The following is an 18,543-nucleotide window of genomic DNA, read 5'->3' on the forward strand; positions in this document are numbered from 1 at the left end:
CTCTGCGTGAGGTTAATTCTTTCATTCAGCTAATGCTCGGCTACCAATGGTTCAGATTTACCGTAGCCGTAGGGTTCACTTACAACAACTGGAATTTCCTCAAAGTTCTCGACAGGAGGTGGTGAAGCAACTAACCACTCCAGTCCAATTGCTCGCCAAGGATTCTTCGATGCTTGTTCGCCATGTATCCAAGAACCAATCATATTCAGAATGAAGGGTAAAGTGGATACACCTAGCAGAAATCCTCCGATACTTGCCAAACTCGGTGCTATTGTCGAAGAAGTCGATCCTGGTTTTGCCAATCCTCGGAGTATCTTCCAAACCTTCTGGAAAGCTGGTGCAGCTAAGCTACTGCGTGGTTTTAGTCCAGAACAACAAGCTGTGATTAAAGAAGGCTTGCAGGCTAATGCCAAAGAAGGCGATGCCTTCGGCGGGCTACGCCAACGCATTACACTAACAGAATACCTCAGTACCCAAGATGCTCGTGAAGTTTTAGGAAGACATCTGCAACGCTTTCACCTCAACTATGATTTGCTGATTACTCCCACTTTACCTGTAGTTGCTTTTCCCGTCGGACAAAACAGACCCCTGTCATATATTGACCATCTGGAACGAGATTGGTCACCTTTTGCTTACCCTTTTAATCTCACACAACAACCTGCTGCATCTATACCTTGCGGCTTTACCAAAAACGGCTTGCCTGTAGGTATACAAACTGTTGCTGCCAAGTACAGAGATTTACTAGTATTGCAAGCAGCTAAAGCTTATGAAACTGTTTCTCCTTTCATTATGCCTTTGGAAGTGAACACAAATCTTTCCCAGTAATTTCAGATGTACTATAAAGAAAAAACGATGACTGAACTTATCACAGGAGGGTGTCTTTGCGGCTATGTGCGATATGAGTATAAGGGAGAACTAGAAGCCGCGAACTATTGCCATTGTCGAGATTGTAGAAAGACCACGGGTAGTGCTTTCAATATTGGAATTCGCCTACAATCAGCCGCGCTGCATATCGTAACAGGTGAAGTTAAAAGTTATACGAAAAATGGAGACAGTGGTAACAGCATCAGTCGTGAATTCTGCCCAGAATGCGGTTCACCCCTGTTTACGAGAGCGCCAGCAAAGCCCCAATTTGTCTGGCTGAAAGCAGGAAGTCTGGACAATCCCCAGTTGGTTAAGCCGATGCATCAAATATGGACTGATTCCGCAGTCCCTTGGGCTTATATTGATCCTAAACTACCTGGTTTTTCCCGAAATCGCCATAGTGTATGACTGTGTTAGTCTGATGCAGAGAAACTGAATCGTAATTGGTAATTCATCCCTGTAATAAATATTTTTGAAGAAAAGCATTCACTTTATCGGCACATAACCCGACATGAACTGTTTTTCCTGCTTGTTTAAGAATATCTAATCCTTTACCCTTATTGCGAGGCTCTGGATCAACTATCGAGACATATATTTCTTGAATGCGGGGGTCTTTAGCGATCGCCAAAGCACAAGAGGGTGTACGTCCTTGAAAAGAACAAGGTTCAAGAGTAACGTAGATTTGCAAAAACTGTAAATCTTGACCTTGAATGTGGGTTAGTGCATCAGCCTCTGCATGATGTTTTCCAGGTGAATGCGTATATCCTACCGCTACTATCTGACCAGAATGGACTATTACACAACCTACTGGTGGGTTAGGTAAGCATTCTGGTAAAGCTTTTCTGCTTTGAGCTAAAGCAGCCAGCATAAATTTATCGTCCATATTCTTGAATTTTTAAACCTGATAAAAAGCTAGTGAGTCAATATTTTTTTAATACCTCGTTGTGGGGAATGCCTTCTGGTGTGTCCACTACGCGGATGGTTGACTTAGTTTACACCTGTGGGGTTAATGCTGAGCACTGAGTGAAAAATACTAGTGCTTTCTCCCTAGCCCAAGAGTCTCTTTTTCATACGTTATTGGTGTACGCAGTTTGTGACAGCTACTTTATTTAGGATGCGATTACTCAAGCATCTTATACCAACGTTTCATGGCTCCTAGATAATTTGCTATATCTAATATTTGATAAACAAAGTTGTGTTTCTCAATACATATTTTTTTGTATGTATTGTGTAAACTCTATCTTTAATGTCTAATAATAGGTGAATGCCTAAATGACAAACACAATTATCTCAAAGCTTTGCAGAAAAACAATTTTATAACTCTGCAATCCACCTGTTTTTTGGGCGTATGTCAGCGGTTAAAAGCTTAATGCTTTCGTCTTCTGAATACTTCATTTATCGGCTATTCATCGGGGTTTGACCAAAATGTATCAGGCTCCTAATGATGAATATATGAGTTTCAATTAGTTAGTAATTAACTAAACTTAATAGTAGCCGCAGTTAATATAACTGACATTTCTTGAAAATGGATTAGCGACACACACCATTTATTCGCTAATCTCTACAAGTTCTACATTCCATAAATTCAAGATAGTTCAAATTGAATCTCCACTAATACTACTGGCATATCAAGCCAGATGAACGAGAAACATCCTCTTCATCCTCCTTACTCCTATTTCTCAACGCTATCAATATGACAACAACAACAAACCCTGATTTCAAGGCTCTTGAGGCACTACGCCTAATCGGTTCTCATCCGGAAAACTGGGTGAGCGATCGCCCAGGCATCGACCACAATGTCACAATAGTAGGTGGTAGTGGTAGCGGTAGTGTCTTTGCATTTGCGCTACGGCGTGCAGGTATCGGCCGCGTGACAGTAATCGATGCAGCCGAGAACGAAAGTTTAGCAGGCGTGTGGCTGACACGAGCGCGGATGAAAAAGCTCCGCACGCCAAAGAACCTGCCGGGCCCCGAATTAGGCATCCCAGAACTGTCTTTTCAAGCATGGTACGAAGCACGGCACGGCGCTGAGGCATACGCAGCTATAGACCGGATTCCACGAGTGACTTGGGCTGAGTACCTTAGCTGGTATCGGCAGATCCTCGGCATTTCAGTTCGTTACCAAACAAAGTTAGTACAGATAGAGCCAGCCGCAGGTTTCTTTCGCCTGCACCTTGAGGTAAACGGTGTCCCGCAGGTGGAAACCACACGTAAGATTATCTTTGCTAACGGTGTCGCGGGTACTGGTGGCCCAAACATCCCTCCAGTATTGGCTGACTTACCACGCACCCTGTACGCACATACCGCCGATGCCATCGATTTTGAAGTGCTGCGCGGTAAGACTGTTGCAGTGCTGGGTGCGGCGGCTTCAGCTTTCGACGCAGCAGGGGTAGCCCTGGAATCGGGAGCAAAGGCAGTACATTTGTTCGCACGGCGTTCGGCGATCGCATCTCTACCAGTGTTACGGGTGCGGGGGTATCCTGGCGCTTACTACAACTATCCACAACTGCCTGATACAGCTCGCTGGTTCCAAGCGTGGCGCTTTCGCCAAGTAGGTTCCACACCGCCACCGGATGCGGTTGAGCGAGCCATCGCCTTCCCCAATTTTCACTTACATTTATCTGCACCTTGGAAATCGGCACAGGAAAAAGGCGGACGTATCGTTGCCCGGGTGAACGATGATGTTTTTGAGTTTGATTTTGCGATCACTGGTACTGGTTATTTCGTTGACCCAACAAAGCGCCCCGAACTAGCCGACTTTGCCCAACACATTGCCCTGTGGCGCGATCGCTACGAACCACCAGCCAATCAGCGCGACGATGATTTAGGAACGCACCCCTACCTGGGTAGTGCCCACGAATATCTAGAAAAAGTACCTGGCACTGCGCCCTACCTCAAAGACATCCACATCTTCAATCCAGCTGGTTTCGTCAGCTTCGGGCTACCCATTGGTGATGTACCCAGCATTCGCCGCGATGTGCCTGTAATAGTATCTCGCATCAGTCACGACTTGTTCTTCACTGACTGGGAGCAGCACGAGGCACGCATCACCAGCGACAACATTCCACCGGACTTTGAGGACTCACTATACGCCGCCGCAGTGTGGAAGCAGCCAGTCAAGGCTTCAGTCAGCTAAGTCTGCGTAGGATTAAGAAGCAGAGGAGCAGGCTTGCCGTGAGCGTAGCCGAACGGAGTGTGGGCAATACTTGTCGGGTTTTGGGGAAAAGGGAAAGAAAAAACCTTTAACCTTTTCCCCAAACCCAATTCCGAGTTAAGAATACAAAACCCAAGTAGTATTGGGAGTTTTCTGCCCCATCTCCTCATCTTCTCCATACCCTATACAAAACCTTAGAAGAATCCTCTTGTCGGCAGAGGTGTGCCGTTAATTTCGTAGTCTCCGATTGCACGGGCTTTGAAGTGACTGGGGTTATGTGATGCCAAAGTCCGGGCGTTTCGCCAATGACGATCGTAGTTGTAGCTTTGCTTGGTCGTTGAAGCTCCACCAACTTCAAATAGTAGGGTAGCAGAACGTAGTGCCAAGTCATCGACAATCAATTTGGCTTTGGCTGCACTTAAAGAAGCTGCTAGCGCCGCTGCTGTTTCCGACTCTTCACCCTGGACTTGGGTAGCAGAGAGGCGATCGAGAGCATCAGCGGCGGCCAGCACGATCGCTTCGGCGGCAAAGGCATTGGCGGCAATCTGACCGACGGTCTGCTGCAATAGCGGGTCATCTGCTGCTTGCTCGCTTACGGCATGGTAGAAGGTTCTAGGCCTTTTACGGACGAGGTTTGTTGCATCGCGCAAGACGCTGCGAATAATCCCAGCGTTAATTGCAGTCAGAAACAATTGCGGCACAATGTTGTAGGGTAGGTTATCTTTATCTGTGTCTGTATCAAGAATTACTTCATCTGCCTCGATCCGAACATTAGCGAACGTTGTCGTTCCCGTACCCGTCAACCGTTGCCCAAAGCCGTCCCAGTCGTCTATCAGATCAATTCCCTCACGCTTAGTAGGAATGAGTATGAATGCTGTAGCGTCATCGGGTGTTAACACGCGTACAAATATCAAGTCTGCATAAATACTACCAGTGCTGTAATACTTTTTACCATTGAGACGATAGCCGCCGTTATCGGGTGTTAATTTTGTATTTACCACCGCACCGCCACCAGATCGCTTCACTTCCAGTTCGGTGGTAGCGAGTCCGATAATCGCTCCATCAACGACCGCCTTGAGCCAACGGCGGTTTCTCTCACTGCGGGGAGCGCGCAAAATTCGCTCGGTCACGGAGAAATGATTCCGCACAATGTGAGCGACGTTCGGATCGGCATCTCCCAAACGAATCACCACCTCAAATAGTTCGCGCGCTGAACTACCATCACCACCTTCGGCAACAGGGATGCGTAATGCACCTAAGCGCGATCGCCTAATTAGGTCGATGACATCAAAAGGCAGGATGCGATCGCGATCGCGCTCAGTTGCCCCCAGAGCGATAAAATCCAACAGGGTTTGCAGTTCGGGAGAGTTGGCTGTGACAGGAGCAGAGAACTCAAAGGTGGAATCTAAAGCTTTTTCTTCAATGTGGGTCATCGTTTTTCTCTCTGAATATTTTTGGAATAGCTACATCTAGCTAACAGATGCGGTTGTGGTCTGAAAGAAGCGGTTAGTAGGGCGAGCAAGTCCCAGATTTTCGCGCAGCGTCTTGCCTTCGTACTCCTGGCGGAAAATCCCACGTCGTTGCAGTTCTGGCACAACCTTGTCTACGAAATCATTCAGCCCTTCAGGAAGAAAAGGGAACATAACATTGAAGCCATCAGACCCTTCCTCGGTCAGCCATTGCTCCATTTCATCGGCGATCGTTTGGGGTGTACCGACGAAAGCCAGCCCACCATAACTACCGATACGTTGCGCCAGCTGACGAATCGTCAGGTTCTCACGTTGCGCCAGCCCTATTACTCGTTCATGCGAGGTCTTTCCGGCGTTAGTCGGCGGAATTTTCGGCAAGGGGCCATCTGGATCAAAGCCGGAAACATCGTAGCCAAGTGCGCTGTTCAGGCTGGCAATGCCGCTGTCATAGTGTACTAAGCTATCCAAATGGACACGCTTGGCGCGTGCCTCGGCGACGGTTCCCCCGACAATTACCAAAGCACCTGGAAGAATTTTGATGCTTTCTGGATCGCGTCCGATCGCCCGTACCCGCCCTTTAATGTCAGCAAAGAAAGCTTTACCTACCTCCAGACTACTGGCTGATGCAAACACGATCTCGGCAGTTTCAGCTGCTAATTGCCGACCCGCTTCGGAGGCACCCGCCTGGACAATTACTGGCCAACCCTGGACAGGTCTGGCAATGTTCAATGGCCCTCGTACCGAGAGATGTTTTCCCTTATGATTGAGAACGTGCATTTTTGCGGGATCGAAATAAATCCCTGATTCCACATCTCGGATGAACGCATCGTCAGCAAAGGAATCCCAAAGACCCGTGACGACATCATAGAATTCTCTAGCTCGTACATAGCGTTCATCATGCTCTACTTCTTCTGACAAACCGAAGTTGAGCGCTGCATCGGGATTTGATGTGGTGACGATGTTCCAGCCGGCGCGACCGCCACTGATATGGTCGAGAGACGCGAAGCGGCGAGCAATGTGGTAAGGCTGGTCATAAGTTGTGGAAGCGGTAGCTACCAATCCGATGCGTTCGGTAACGCTGGCAAGGGCAGAAAGCAAAGTGAAAGGCTCAAAGGAAGTGACAGTATGGCTGCGCTTGAGAGCGTTCAGCGGCATATTCAGCACCGCTAAGTGATCGGCCATGAAGAATGCGTCAAACTTGCCCTGCTCTAGTTTTTGAATAAATTGTTTCAGCGCCGGGAAGTTGAAATTAGCATCAGGGAAAGCCGCAGGATAGCGCCAAGCGCCAGTATGTATGCTGACCGGGCGCATGAATGCACCCAGTTTTAATTGCTTTGATCTGCTCATCTTAAATGGGTTATTAGTGAATACAAGTCTTTAAGTATGGCAAAGACAGCCGATGTAACGGGCGATCGCTTCTGCGACTCAAGAGTCGCTAGTCACGAGCGCGGTCGCAAAGCCGTCGTAACCTTTACTACCCACGGTTTGGATCTCTGTAGCACTCACACGCGGTTCTGCTCTACATACTTCAGCCTCGATCTTTAGTCTTTCAATAAGGCTGAGGTATGTCCCCACTGTCCAGTAAAGACAAATTCTTTCAACGGCTTGCGGACACGGGGAGCCAGTTCGCGATCGCGTAGTCCATCAGGGAGGCTTTGGGGATCGCCAGGATAACCAACTGTCACCACAGTTGTAGGCTCATAGTCTTCTGGAATTTGGTATATTTCTCTAGCGGTATCTACATTAAATCCCGCAATTTGATGGGCAAATAAACCAAGAGAAGTCGCCTGAAGGATCAGGTTTTCTAAAGCCAGTCCGACATCATGAAATGCATGTCTGTTTGTTTTTCCGTCGTCAGTAAGGATTTTAGCGACTGCAAGTATCAGTACTGGAGCATTTTTCGCCCATCCTTGATTAAACTCCACCAAGGTACTAAGTAGACGATTGTATTCCGTTGAGTCATCTTTGGTGGCAACAATAAAGCTCCAAGGCTGATGATTGTAGGAAGAAGGTGCCCAACGAGCTGCTTCTAGCAATGAGAGTAGTTTATCCTGCTCAACTGAGCGATCGGCAAAAGCTCTAGGACTCCAACGACTCTGGATAAAGTCATGAACAGGGTATTGCGTTTGGGCAAGTTTCTGCGTCATTTTAATGAATCTCCTTATCGATACTCAGTAAATTGCCAATTGAAGATAACTAGGATTAAGAAACGGAAACTTTTAGCCTTTTTTTAAAAAACTTAGCAAAGCTAACAATCTAGGCTTTCATTGATTTTTAGATGTAAATAGTGAGCCAGCATGAGCAATCCAGCATTGGAGGAGAGAAACAACTTTGTTGATTAATTTTATAATACGGTAAATTTATCGATTTATAGTATTATACTTTCAGTGGCGATCGCTTCCTTTGATATATTGCTTGCATTTATCCATGCCCATTGACTATTTAGCGTGAAGGATTAACCCGTGGTCAAACTAATTTTACCCATAGAACTTACTACCGAGATTGAGCCACACCTACCATCGGATACAAAATTTGTGCGGGTAGATAGTGATGGTAATTTTGATAGCGATCCCAGTGATGCTGAAGTTTATCTCAATGGGTTTAAATTGAAGCCAACCACTCTACATAAGGTGCTGGCAGCTGCTCCTGGAATACGTTGGCAACAGACTCCTAGTGCTGGTGTAAATCACATTTTGACACCGATTTTTCTCGAACACGATATTATTCTGACTAATGGCGCGGGGGTTCATGCGATTCCGATTTCGGAATTTGTCTTAAGTTTGATCCTCTATCACGCCAAGCAGTTACGGCAGTTGCAAGCAGATCATGATCAACGCAAATGGGAAAAAAGCTGGTTAGTACTACCAGAGTTAGCAAATTCAAATGTATTAATTCTTGGGACTGGGAATATAGGTCAAGCAATCGCAGCTCGTATCAAACCATTTGGGGCGAGAGTTTGGGGTGGTCGTCGTCGTCCTGAACCTCTACCAAATTTTGATAAAATCGTCGGCACAAATGAATGGCACGCATTGTTGCCAGAAGTTGACTATATAATTGTGGCGACACCTCTAACACCAGAAACCAAAGCTTTAATTGATGAAACAGTACTGCGATCGCTACCCAGTCATGCTTATTTAATTAATGTCGGTCGCGGTGCGGTTGTGGATGAATCAGCATTAACTAAGGCTCTGACTGAAGGCTGGATTGCAGGTGCAGGATTAGACACAGTTTCTATTGAACCACTACCGCCAGAAAGTCCTCTATGGTCGTTGCCTAACTTGTTTATTACACCCCATACTTCCGCAATTTCCCCAGCATTAAAAGGACGCATTACAGACTTGTTCCTTGATAACTTAGAGCGTTACCGAGGCAATAAGCCTTTACAGAATGTAGTCAATAAGGAAGCAGGATACTAAATATAGCGATCCTAAATCATTTGTGAAAATTACATATCTCTTTCTTCCCTTTGCGTATTTTGCGTACTTTGCGGTTCGTTTCCTTCTCTATATTTTTCACAAATCAAATAGGGCTGCTATAAATTTATAAAGCGATAATATGAATACAAAAACTTTTCAAGTCTCGGCAGCACAGAGTGTAATTACCACTGATGTCTTAGTTCTGGGTGGCGGGCCGGCTGGTACTTGGGCAGCACTTTCAGCAGCAAAGCAAGGTGCCCGTGTCGTCCTAGCGGATAAGGGGTATTGCGGTACATCAGGGGCAACAGCTCCATCCAATACTGGGACATGGTATCTTCCCAAAGGCGCAGAACGTGATGCAGAAATTGAGCGTCGGCTGTCTCGCTCATCAGGACTTGCCGATCGCCGTTGGTTGCAGCGTGTGATTGAGCAGGCACAAATAGGTTTAGATGATTTAGGGAATAACGGCTATCCTTTTCCTTTTGATGAGCAGGGCAATCCCTACCGTGCTAACTTGCGCGGGCCAGATTATATGCGCTTCATGCGACATAGAGCGATCGCAGCTGGTGTACGTATTCTTGACCATCATCCCGCACTCGAACTACTTTCGTCTGATGGTGCGATCGCAGGTGCGGCAGGTATTCATCCGCGCACTGGGAATCGCTGGGAAGTCAGAGCAGGTGCCGTTGTGCTGGCGACTGGCGGATGCGCTTTTCTGTCTCGTGCACTAGGTTGCGATGGTAATACTGGTGATGGTTATCTCATGGCAGCAGAGGCAGGAGTCAGGCTATCTGGAATGGAATTTTCCTCACAATATGGCTTGTCACCTGCTCATACTTCTGTTACCAAGGGATTGACCTTTACCTTCGCCAGTTTTTATCTGGAGGATGGCTCTCCCTTACCGGAAACTGGGGAAGACCGAGCTGTACGTATTGCCCGCCAGTTGATTGCAGGTGAAAAAGTGTATGCCCTGATGAATCGCGGCAACCCTATTGAACATGAATGGTTGCGCCAGGGTCAACCTAACTGCTTTCTACCATTTGAGAGGATTGGTTTAGATCCATTCCAGCAACCCTTCCCAGTGACGCTACGCTCCGAAGGAACTGTTCGCGGCGTAGGTGGGCTGGAAATTATCAACAATGATTGCGCTACAAAAGTGCCGGGACTTTATGCCGCCGGTGATGCAGCCTCTCGGGAAAATCTTACAGGGGCAGTTTCAGGAGGGGGAAGCCCTAATGCATCCTGGGCGATCGCTAGTGGGACTTGGAGTGGTCGCGCAGCAGCACTTTTTGCTGCCTCTTTAGGCGACAAAGCCGGGACACGCTTGGTTCGTGGTTTAGGTCAAGCAGGTTTGCGTCCCCGTAAACACCCAATAGAAGATGAGCTAATATCGGAAGCGATTAGTGCTGTTCAGGCTGAAACCTTGCCGCTTGATGTTAATTTCTTTCGTTCTGGAGCGAGGATAGCGCTGTCACGTCAACGTTTGGATGCAGTATGGGCAGATATTCGCGATTATCTAGTCGGTGAAGGTCGCAATGCTCTACGCGCACGGGAAGCTGCGGCGATGGCAGCCACAGCTCGCTGGATCTGGGCGAGTGCGGATGCACGTAAAGAAAGTAGAGGAATGCACCGACGCACGGATTTTACAAAAACTGATGTGCAACAAACAAGAAGAATATTTAGCAGTGGTATCGATGATGTTGTGGTTGTCGCCGCAGAAAATCAGTTGCAAGAGGTAGCGTAATGATTGAAATTGTTGATAGCGATCGCTGTATCGGCTGTGATATCTGCGTAAAAGTTTGTCCGCGCGATGTCTTTGATTCTGGAGACGATGGAATAGCCGTAATTGCTCGTAAATCAGATTGTCAGACTTGTTTTTTGTGCGAGTTGTATTGCCCTGTTGATGCGCTTTATGTGTCGCCTTATGCCGAACTGGATGATGAGGTTGATACAGAACAGTTAATTACCCAAAACTTGATGGGTAGTTACACCCGTAATATGGGTTGGCATCATGGCAAAATGGGAGGGACTGACAAAGATCCAACTCAACAACTTAGAATTTTGAACAGGGCAAGACAGGATAATGCAAGATTGAATGAAACATAAGCAGTAGTAGGGTTTAAACTAGTAGTCCGTCAAAGGAACAATGCTTGGGTAAAGGGTAAGGGGTAAAGGGGAAAGGTTTAAATCCCTTACCCTTTAACCTTTACCCTTTCCCCAGCCCTCACCCAGCAAACTTTGCTTGACAGACTACTAGTGTGGCATAACTAGAGAAAGCGGAAGTTCGGCTTAAATAGAGTAGACGCGCTTTGCGTAGCTTTTCATAAAGACAAGATACTATATCTGCAATGATGCTTATGGTTTACGAGCAACAACGTAGTAAATCAATTCCTCATGCCATACGCCCTGCTCGGTTTCTAGTGCAGCAATCTCATCGTCATAACTCGCTTTAATCTGGCGAATTTTTTCCGGTTTTAATTCCCGCAGAGGATTATCGGTATGTAGCCAGAATTGCCCATTCCATCTGCTCTGGGCTTTTTCTAAGCCCAGATAAGTTCCCATCTGTTGGGGATGAATTTCGATTTGATTAAATTTGGCTTGAGTTAATACGTGTTGAATTCGATCTGGTGTTCCCAATGGTTCATGCAGATTGGGAAGTGTGATTCCATGTTTTGCACAGGCTTCTACGATCGACAATGCTAAATATGAATCTTCAGACGAGCAGGTAAATGCAATGAATCCGCCGGATTTGAGACAACGATACCAACTTCCGAGTATTGTGGGAATGTTGGGAAAAAGCACGATCGCGTAAGAACAATAGATCGCGTCAAACTCATTCGATTCAGGCTGATATGCTTCGGCATCGACTTCAATTAACTGAACATTGGATAAGTTTTCGGCTTGAATTTTCTGCTGAGTAATCTTGAGTAATTCTGTTGCGATATCAATTCCAATCACAGAACCACTTGCGCCAACTTTCTTAGCAGCTTGGATCGCAATATTTCCTGTTCCCGTTGCAACATCTAAAACGGATTGCCCAGGAAATGGAGTTGCGTAGTCAAAAAGTGCGATCGCGCGATTGCGAGTGGCATCATTATCATAATTCGTCCTAGCGTTGTAGAAATCGATAACTTCCTGTTTATACATCATAAATAATATGAGTTTAGGATAAAAAAGTTTCCCAAAATTAATTTGTCAAGATACTTCAAAATTTCTGTTTAGGTGGTAGCAAAGGCAATGCCGATCATTATAATTTTATCTGTATCTCCCACTACATTCCGAATTTGGAATTGCTGCAAAAAGAGGTAAAATCAAGGCTTTTAACCCGCGTAGGCGGGTTTTACCTGTGTAGCCGTGACCTTCCAATCGCCTGGTGCAAGATTACTCTATGGGCGATTTCCAGATGGGTGCTGATGCCCTAAGATGGGATGGGGTGTGTAAGGTTCTTCTAAGAATTTGCGCTCTTCATCAGAAAGCTCTAAATCCACTGCCTCCACAGCCTCTTTAAGATGTTCTATCTTACTAGCGCCAATTATGGGAGATGTCACACCTGGTTGATGCAATAGCCAAGCTAAGGCAATTTGTGTGGGTTTCACACCCCGTTTTCCGGCTAATTCAACTACGCGATCGACTACTTTAAAATCTGAATCTTGATAGTAGAGATTGTGAGCAAATTCGTCAGTTTTTGCCCGCAGTGTTTGGCCATGATCTGACTTACTGCGATTCCCTGCTAAAAAGCCCCGCGCCAAGGGACTCCAAGGAATAATACCAATCCCTTGATCTAGGGCTAAGGGTATCACTTCTCGTTCTTCTTCCCGATAGACTAGGTTGTAGTGATTTTGAATTGATACAAAACGAGTCCAGCCGTGAATATCTGCTGTATAAAGAGCTTTAGCAAACTGCCATGCATAAACACTAGAAATTCCTAAGTAACGGACTTTACCTGCTTTGACAATATCATGCAGTGCTTCTAGGGTTTCTTCAATTGGTGTTTCATAGTCCCAACGGTGAATTTGGTACAAGTCTACATAATCAGTTTGTAGCCGCCGCAAAGAAGCATCAATGCTGTCAAAAATATGTTTACGAGATAGTCCTCGATCATTTGGGCCATCGCCGACTTTGCCATGTACTTTAGTAGCAATCACAACTTGATCTCGTTTAGCAAAGTCTTTCAGCGCTCGTCCGACAATTTCTTCACTAGCACCCAAGGAATAGACATCGGCGGTATCAAAGAAATTAATCCCCAATTCCAAAGCCAGTTTGATAAATGGACGACTTTCTTCTTCTTCTAATACCCATTCGCGCAATTTACGCGAGCCATAAGTCATGGTGCCAAGGGTAATCCGGGATACTTTTAGCCCAGTTTTGCCAAGATTTACATATTTCGTCATACGGTTTGCTCTACTTTTTGTTGGGATGCTTAATAAGGTTGTGATATTTCTATAGCCTTTTGACAGTGATTTGCCCAGAGTATTGCAGAGCTATGAGTATTGCTTTGCAAAAGTCAGGATACAAAATACTATATATGAATCGATTTGCCGGAGTTAACAGCTATAATATTAAGAATTGCATATAAATGAGAAATATGGAACAGAAAATCAGGAAATATTTGGGAGAGGGGGCTGTTTGTAAAATCTCTCGGATCTACAAAGCGATCGCCACCGTCAATCCAACTAGGGCTGCGGCTAAAGCTCGTAGTTTAAATAGTGTATACTTTTCAAATTTCAAGAAATTTTTTTAATATAGTTCTGTTTATCGATAGATTTAGAGTGTTTTAAAATAATTAAGACTACAATTCCCTATATAAATCGTTATTTTAGTTAAATAAAATACCTTAGGTACTATTAGTAAAAAATAATTTTCTTGGTTGGATGATAAAAAAGAATAGAAGGTACATAGAAAATATGTGTGTAAATTATCCTGTTTAATTATCTAATAACCTATATTCTAAAAATCTCAAAACAAGACTTGATTTCACATATTATTATCTATACTAATATTTAGATAAGCTAACACTAGCCAAAGAATTATAGTGTTTATCGTCTGAGTGAGTTACATCTCGTTGCGGTGAGGGGCTACAGGCGAAGATGTAACTCATGCGAGGGCTGCCATAACAAGCCTTTCTAAAAATACAGGATGCATCAGAGGAGTTGCTTGTTTTATCTGAAATGCTAGTGCATCAATTGCTGTTTTTTGTAATTTCTCAGAAATCAGTCTCAATCAACTTTGTCTACCAGCATCTATAAAGACGAGTGGGGACTAGGCAGCAAAATTGGTAAGTAAGAAAAATAGGAAGTAGAGAGAAAATAATACTCTTAACTCCTCATTCTTGGCTGTTTTGTATTTATTTTTAGCACGAGGAAAAGCATGAAAAACACTCAAGTAACAATTAACGAACCCATTAGCGAAACACCTTGCAAATCTAACCAGAAAAAACTGACTGGTAATAAAAAACTAACTTGCACAAAACCGCCACAACCAGGTGCAACTCAAGGAAATTGCCCTTTTGATGGAGCAATGGTTTCTATCGGATCTATTACTGATGCTGTTCATTTAGTACATGGTGCTGTTTCTTGTACTCACAATCCTTGGGCAACTCATGGTAGCCTCTCTTCAGGCTCACAATTATACCAAACTGCTTTTACTACTGACTTTAGTGAAGGTAATATCGTTTTTGGTGGAGAAAAGAAACTGTACAAAGCGATTGTGAATGTTGCTCAACGCTATCATCCTGCTGCTATTTTTGTTTATGCTACTTGTTTGTCTGCTTTGATTGGTGATGATATTGATAGTGTTTGCCAACTTGCTACACAACAAGTTAATATCCCAGTTATCTATGTAAATGCGCCTGGATTTCTTGGTAGTAAAAATTTAGGGAATCGCATCGGTAATGAAACTTTATTGAATGCTGTCATTGGTACAGCCGAACCGGAATTTACCACACCATTCGATATTAATATTGTTGGTGACTATAATGTTGCAGGTGAAACGTGGAATATCTTACCATTATTCCAAAAAATGGGAATTCGCGTTCTTTCTAAAATTACAGGTGATGCTCGTTATCAAGAAGTTTGCTATGCTCATCGCGCCAAATTAAATGTAGTACTTTGCTCAAATGTAGCTATACAAATGGCGCAAACTATGGCGGAACGCTATGGAATCCCTTATATTGAAGAATCGTTCTATGGTGCGATCAACTTAAACGATTGCTTGCGAAATGTTGCGACCAAATTCAGTATATCCTTAGGAGATAGTATTATTGCCTGTGAACTGCAAGAACGTACAGAAAAGTTAATTGCTCAAGAAAATGCTGCTCTAGATATTGCTTTAGCTCCTTACCTTGCTGATTTAAAAGGTAAGCGGATTATTCTTTCTACTGGTGGTGTGAAAAGTTGGTCGCTGATCTTAGCAGCCCAAGATTTGGGAATGGAAGTTATTGCAGCTACAGATGGCAAAACAACAGAAGAGGAGAAAGTTAAAATTAAACAATATCTTGGTGCAGATGCAATGCTTTTGTCTGACACAACTCCCCAGGCATTATTAAAGGTATTACACCAAACAAAAGCTGATGTATTGATTACTGGGGCTGGCAATAAATATACGGCACTCAAAACGGGAATTCCTTTTTTAGATATTAACCATGAACGTCACCATGCTTATGCAGGTTATGCAGGTTTGGTGGTACTAGCACGTGAACTACATGAAGCCTTGTATAGTCCTATATGGGAGCAAATTAGCAAACCTGCTCCTTGGGATGAAAAAATCAGCTATCAGCTATAGGCACAAGCTTATTCTGCAAAGTCGGTATCATTAATCATCTCCCGCTAACTTTTTGATTAGCGAGAGATTCTTGGTATTTGTGCCAGATATTCCCCAAATTAATAGCTTTACTATATTATTTAGAAATATTGCTTTAGCTTTAACAGGCACAAATACTACATTATATAAAAAACTATATGTGAGGTAGCAAATGGTTCAACCACAGGCAAGCTCTTTTAATGCAATTAGTCCAACAGCTTTGATGGTAGCCTACACAAGGCAGTTTACTGATATTCCTTATAGCAAGGAATTAGCTCAATTAGTTAATGCCGAAAGCTTCATAGAGAAACTGCAACAACAAAAATTAACACAGCCTTCTGAAGTGTCTGTTCTTGTTGAGGCTCGTTACAAAGCTATTAATAAAGTAATATCTCAACAATTGCAATTTCAGGCTACCCAAATTATCGAGTTAGCATCTGGATTATTACCTCGTGGAATGGTAATGTCTCAGAATAAAAATATCACTTTTGTTGAAAGTGATTTACCTGAAATGATTCGTCAGAAGCAGCAACTCGTAAAACAATTGATCGAAAAACGGCAGAATTTGTATTTTGCAGCAATTGATGCTACTAGTCAACCTAGTCAGTTGCCTCTGAAGGTAAATTATTTACATAAAAACAAACCTGTAGTTATTCTATGCGAAGGATTATTAACATACCTAACATTAGCAGAAAAACAAATGGTGTTTGCTAATGTTCGTGAAATACTGCAAGTTTACGGTGGTGTATGGATTACACCCGACCTAACAACTTTTGATGGCTTGAATCAACTACGGCAGATTAGTCCTGGGTTACAAAGACTCAATCAAACTGCAAGTAATGTCTCTGGTCGAGCTATTAATAATTATCACTTTGAAAATATCGACCATGTGAAACAATTTGCTTATGAACAAGGATTTGATATTCAAGAATACACTATGCTCGAAGTGATAAATCAAATTACTTGCTTAAAGCCTTTAGGGATTGAGCCTGAGGTTGTTAAATCAATGTTGGCTATTGGCTCTACTTTTGTTTTAACCGTTAGATAAAACTATTCAAAGCTAGTTAATAATAGTCTTTTCTTTACAAGATCAAGATAACAATTGGGTGCTTTGAATTTCGGCTACTTTCAAATTTAACTTAGCAATATCGGTGTTAATCTCTTTGCCTTTGGGGATTAGGGACATGGGGGCGAACTATGCCACTTGCGTAACTGTTTCTTAAGCGCAAGGGCGCAGTAGCTCCCCTATGTAAGATCACTTACTGTCTAACTAACAAAAGCGGCTTGTTTAGCGAGCAATCCAACGGCTTACTGCTGGCAATTGTGCAGAGAACCAGAACGCACCTAAAATAATCATACTACCACAGACAATCAAGGCATTAGTCGCACCAAAATTATCTGCTAAAGTCCCAGCTAACAAATTCCCAAAGGGCATTGTACCCACCATTGCTAGAGCGTAAAAACTCATTACCCGTCCGCGCTTATCCTCGGTAACTAAGGTTTGAATAATCATATTACTACTGGTAATGTTGAGGATAGAAAAGCAGCCTACAAATACCAGAATGATTATAGATAGCCAAACTTGACGTGAGAGTGAAAAGAATATCAAACTCATCCCAATGAAAACTTGAGCGACTACAATCAAACGCTCTAAGCCTACAATCCCTCGTCTGACACTGAGATACAAACAAGCAAACAACGAGCCAATCGGTGCTGATGTGCTGAGGTGAGCCATCGTTGTTGCGTTTCCATTGAGAATCTTTGCTGCAAAAACAGGCATGAGCGCGACATGAGACATCCCGACGAAACCATGTAACGCTAGCATTAATAAAATTACTCTAATCGGCTGGAATTTCCAGACATATTCAAAGCCCTCCCGCAATTTCTCCAAAGTATCGCTAATGCCCGTAAGGGGTTGCATCTGTCTGGCTGGCAGCCGCATCGCTAGCAAGGTAAATATGGCAGGAATATAGCTGAGGGTATCGTAAAGAAAACAATATTTTACTCCTAGTGTAGCAATCAAAATCCCGCCCATAGCAGGCCCCACGACGAGAGAGGAACTTAACATTACTGAATTCAAGGCGATCGCATTACCCCAATCGGCGCGATCGTCTACCGTTTCGGTGACGATTGTATGGCGCACGGGCATATCTAATCCCTTGAGCAAACCATTGAAAGCACTCAGTACCAAGAGGATAGGAAAGGTAATCCAATTGGTAAAGGTGAGAATCGTTAAAGCCAGGGAAACGCTAATTCCCAATATCTGCACCACCATTAACAAGTCACGACGACTCCAGCGATCGGACAATATGCCCGAAAAGGGAATCACTAATAAGGTAGGTAAAAATTGTACAAACCCTGCAACTCCCAACAACCAAGGCGAATTTGTCAAATCGTATACCAGCCAAGGAATAGTTAACTGCTGGGTCATAAATGTTCCAGACATTGATAGTAACTGTCCGCCAAAAAATAGGCGAAAGTTACGCCAGCGCAAGGCGGGTAAATAGTGGTAAGTGATATTACTGATGCTTTCCCCTAGTTGTCTATGCCAAATTTTCATGAGGAAAATTTTATTATGGTCTACTAATAATTAGATTAACTAAGAATTGTCAAATAATCACGTAGTTTACTGCCCAGGCATCGCTGATCTGTCTGAGCTAAGACTTTTGCACATTGACATCGGATCGCTATAGAAGAGGATTGGTCTGCAAAAAAGTAGGAAGTTACTATTTAGCAAATGCATACTACGCTAAATCTATCGGAATAGTGTATGATGTTTTTAGTTATGCTCCCAGCATGGGAATGTTGCTAGCAGATATTGGGTAGCGGCAATTCTCAAGGA

Annotated in this window: 16 protein-coding genes and 1 pseudogene; 9 read left to right on the plus strand and 8 right to left on the minus strand. The window is 44.0% G+C overall.

Annotation, left to right across the window (positions count from 1 at the left end; all coding sequences use genetic code 11):
• Positions 1–29: 29 nt before the first annotated feature.
• A pseudogene (locus FBB35_RS12215) lies at positions 30–260 on the minus strand (cytochrome c oxidase subunit I); the annotation flags it as partial.
• On the opposite strand from FBB35_RS12215, the gene FBB35_RS12220 reads away from it, so the two are divergent.
• Positions 211–825 (plus strand): amidase family protein, encoded by a 615-nt coding sequence (locus FBB35_RS12220; RefSeq protein ID WP_254625929.1) that lies wholly within the window; start codon positions 211–213, stop codon positions 823–825. The pseudogene FBB35_RS12215 and the gene FBB35_RS12220 sit on opposite strands and share 50 nt — an antisense overlap.
• Positions 826–852: 27 nt before the next feature.
• A complete protein-coding gene (locus FBB35_RS12225) occupies positions 853–1,272 on the plus strand; it encodes a GFA family protein (protein WP_174709847.1) in 420 nt (139 codons plus the stop codon).
• A 43-nt stretch (positions 1,273–1,315) separates the two neighbouring features.
• Here the strand turns inward: FBB35_RS12225 and FBB35_RS12230 are convergent, their stop codons facing one another.
• Positions 1,316–1,747, minus strand: a complete 432-nt coding sequence (locus FBB35_RS12230; RefSeq protein ID WP_174709848.1) for a deaminase — start codon at positions 1,745–1,747, stop codon at positions 1,316–1,318.
• A gap of 810 nt (positions 1,748–2,557) precedes the next feature.
• Here FBB35_RS12230 and FBB35_RS12235 point away from each other — a divergent pair.
• The gene (locus FBB35_RS12235) at positions 2,558–4,000 is read left to right on the plus strand and encodes an FAD-dependent oxidoreductase (protein WP_174709849.1); all 1,443 of its coding nucleotides are present in this window, start codon (positions 2,558–2,560) and stop codon (positions 3,998–4,000) included.
• Positions 4,001–4,212: 212 nt separating this feature from the next.
• Here the strand turns inward: FBB35_RS12235 and FBB35_RS12240 are convergent, their stop codons facing one another.
• Positions 4,213–5,451, minus strand: a complete 1,239-nt coding sequence (locus FBB35_RS12240) for an acyl-CoA dehydrogenase family protein (RefSeq protein ID WP_174709850.1) — start codon at positions 5,449–5,451, stop codon at positions 4,213–4,215.
• 36 nt (positions 5,452–5,487) lie between these two features.
• Entirely contained in the window at positions 5,488–6,834 is a 1,347-nt protein-coding gene (locus tag FBB35_RS12245) for an LLM class flavin-dependent oxidoreductase (protein WP_174709851.1), read from the minus strand.
• A 36-nt stretch (positions 6,835–6,870) separates the two neighbouring features.
• On the opposite strand from FBB35_RS12245, the gene FBB35_RS12250 reads away from it, so the two are divergent.
• Positions 6,871–7,032 (plus strand): hypothetical protein, encoded by a 162-nt coding sequence (locus tag FBB35_RS12250; protein WP_174709852.1) that lies wholly within the window; start codon positions 6,871–6,873, stop codon positions 7,030–7,032.
• Here FBB35_RS12250 and FBB35_RS12255 read toward each other — a convergent pair.
• The gene (locus FBB35_RS12255) at positions 7,029–7,634 is read right to left on the minus strand and encodes a nitroreductase family protein (RefSeq protein WP_174709853.1); all 606 of its coding nucleotides are present in this window, start codon (positions 7,632–7,634) and stop codon (positions 7,029–7,031) included. The two genes, FBB35_RS12250 and FBB35_RS12255, sit on opposite strands and share 4 nt — an antisense overlap.
• A gap of 315 nt (positions 7,635–7,949) precedes the next feature.
• On the opposite strand from FBB35_RS12255, the gene FBB35_RS12260 reads away from it, so the two are divergent.
• From FBB35_RS12260 to FBB35_RS12270, 3 genes are all read left to right on the plus strand, one after another.
• Positions 7,950–8,903, plus strand: coding sequence for a D-2-hydroxyacid dehydrogenase (locus tag FBB35_RS12260; RefSeq protein ID WP_174709854.1), 954 nt, complete (start codon positions 7,950–7,952; stop codon positions 8,901–8,903).
• Positions 8,904–9,042: 139 nt separating this feature from the next.
• Entirely contained in the window at positions 9,043–10,647 is a 1,605-nt protein-coding gene (locus FBB35_RS12265) for an FAD-dependent oxidoreductase (protein ID WP_174709855.1), read from the plus strand.
• Entirely contained in the window at positions 10,647–11,009 is a 363-nt protein-coding gene (locus FBB35_RS12270) for a ferredoxin family protein (protein ID WP_174709856.1), read from the plus strand. Before FBB35_RS12265 ends, FBB35_RS12270 begins: the two co-directional genes overlap by 1 nt.
• A 249-nt stretch (positions 11,010–11,258) precedes the next feature.
• On the opposite strand, the gene FBB35_RS12275 is transcribed toward FBB35_RS12270, so the two are convergent.
• Both FBB35_RS12275 and FBB35_RS12280 read right to left on the minus strand, forming a co-directional pair.
• Positions 11,259–12,053 (minus strand): class I SAM-dependent methyltransferase, encoded by a 795-nt coding sequence (locus FBB35_RS12275; protein ID WP_174709857.1) that lies wholly within the window; start codon positions 12,051–12,053, stop codon positions 11,259–11,261.
• A 236-nt stretch (positions 12,054–12,289) separates the two neighbouring features.
• On the minus strand, positions 12,290–13,294 hold the full coding sequence (locus tag FBB35_RS12280) for an aldo/keto reductase (protein ID WP_174709858.1): 1,005 nt from the start codon (positions 13,292–13,294) through the stop codon (positions 12,290–12,292).
• Between the two features lie 976 nt (positions 13,295–14,270).
• On the opposite strand from FBB35_RS12280, the gene nifE reads away from it, so the two are divergent.
• Positions 14,271–15,683, plus strand: a complete 1,413-nt coding sequence (nifE, locus tag FBB35_RS12285) for a nitrogenase iron-molybdenum cofactor biosynthesis protein NifE (protein ID WP_174709859.1) — start codon at positions 14,271–14,273, stop codon at positions 15,681–15,683.
• 190 nt (positions 15,684–15,873) lie between these two features.
• On the plus strand, positions 15,874–16,749 hold the full coding sequence (locus tag FBB35_RS12290) for a class I SAM-dependent methyltransferase (RefSeq protein WP_174709860.1): 876 nt from the start codon (positions 15,874–15,876) through the stop codon (positions 16,747–16,749).
• A 240-nt stretch (positions 16,750–16,989) separates the two neighbouring features.
• Here the strand turns inward: FBB35_RS12290 and FBB35_RS12295 are convergent, their stop codons facing one another.
• Positions 16,990–18,261 (minus strand): MFS transporter, encoded by a 1,272-nt coding sequence (locus FBB35_RS12295; RefSeq protein WP_174709861.1) that lies wholly within the window; start codon positions 18,259–18,261, stop codon positions 16,990–16,992.
• Positions 18,262–18,543 lie beyond the last annotated feature (282 nt).

Origin of the sequence: Nostoc sp. TCL240-02, from assembly GCF_013343235.1 — a bacterium.
Classification (GTDB): domain Bacteria; phylum Cyanobacteriota; class Cyanobacteriia; order Cyanobacteriales; family Nostocaceae; genus Nostoc.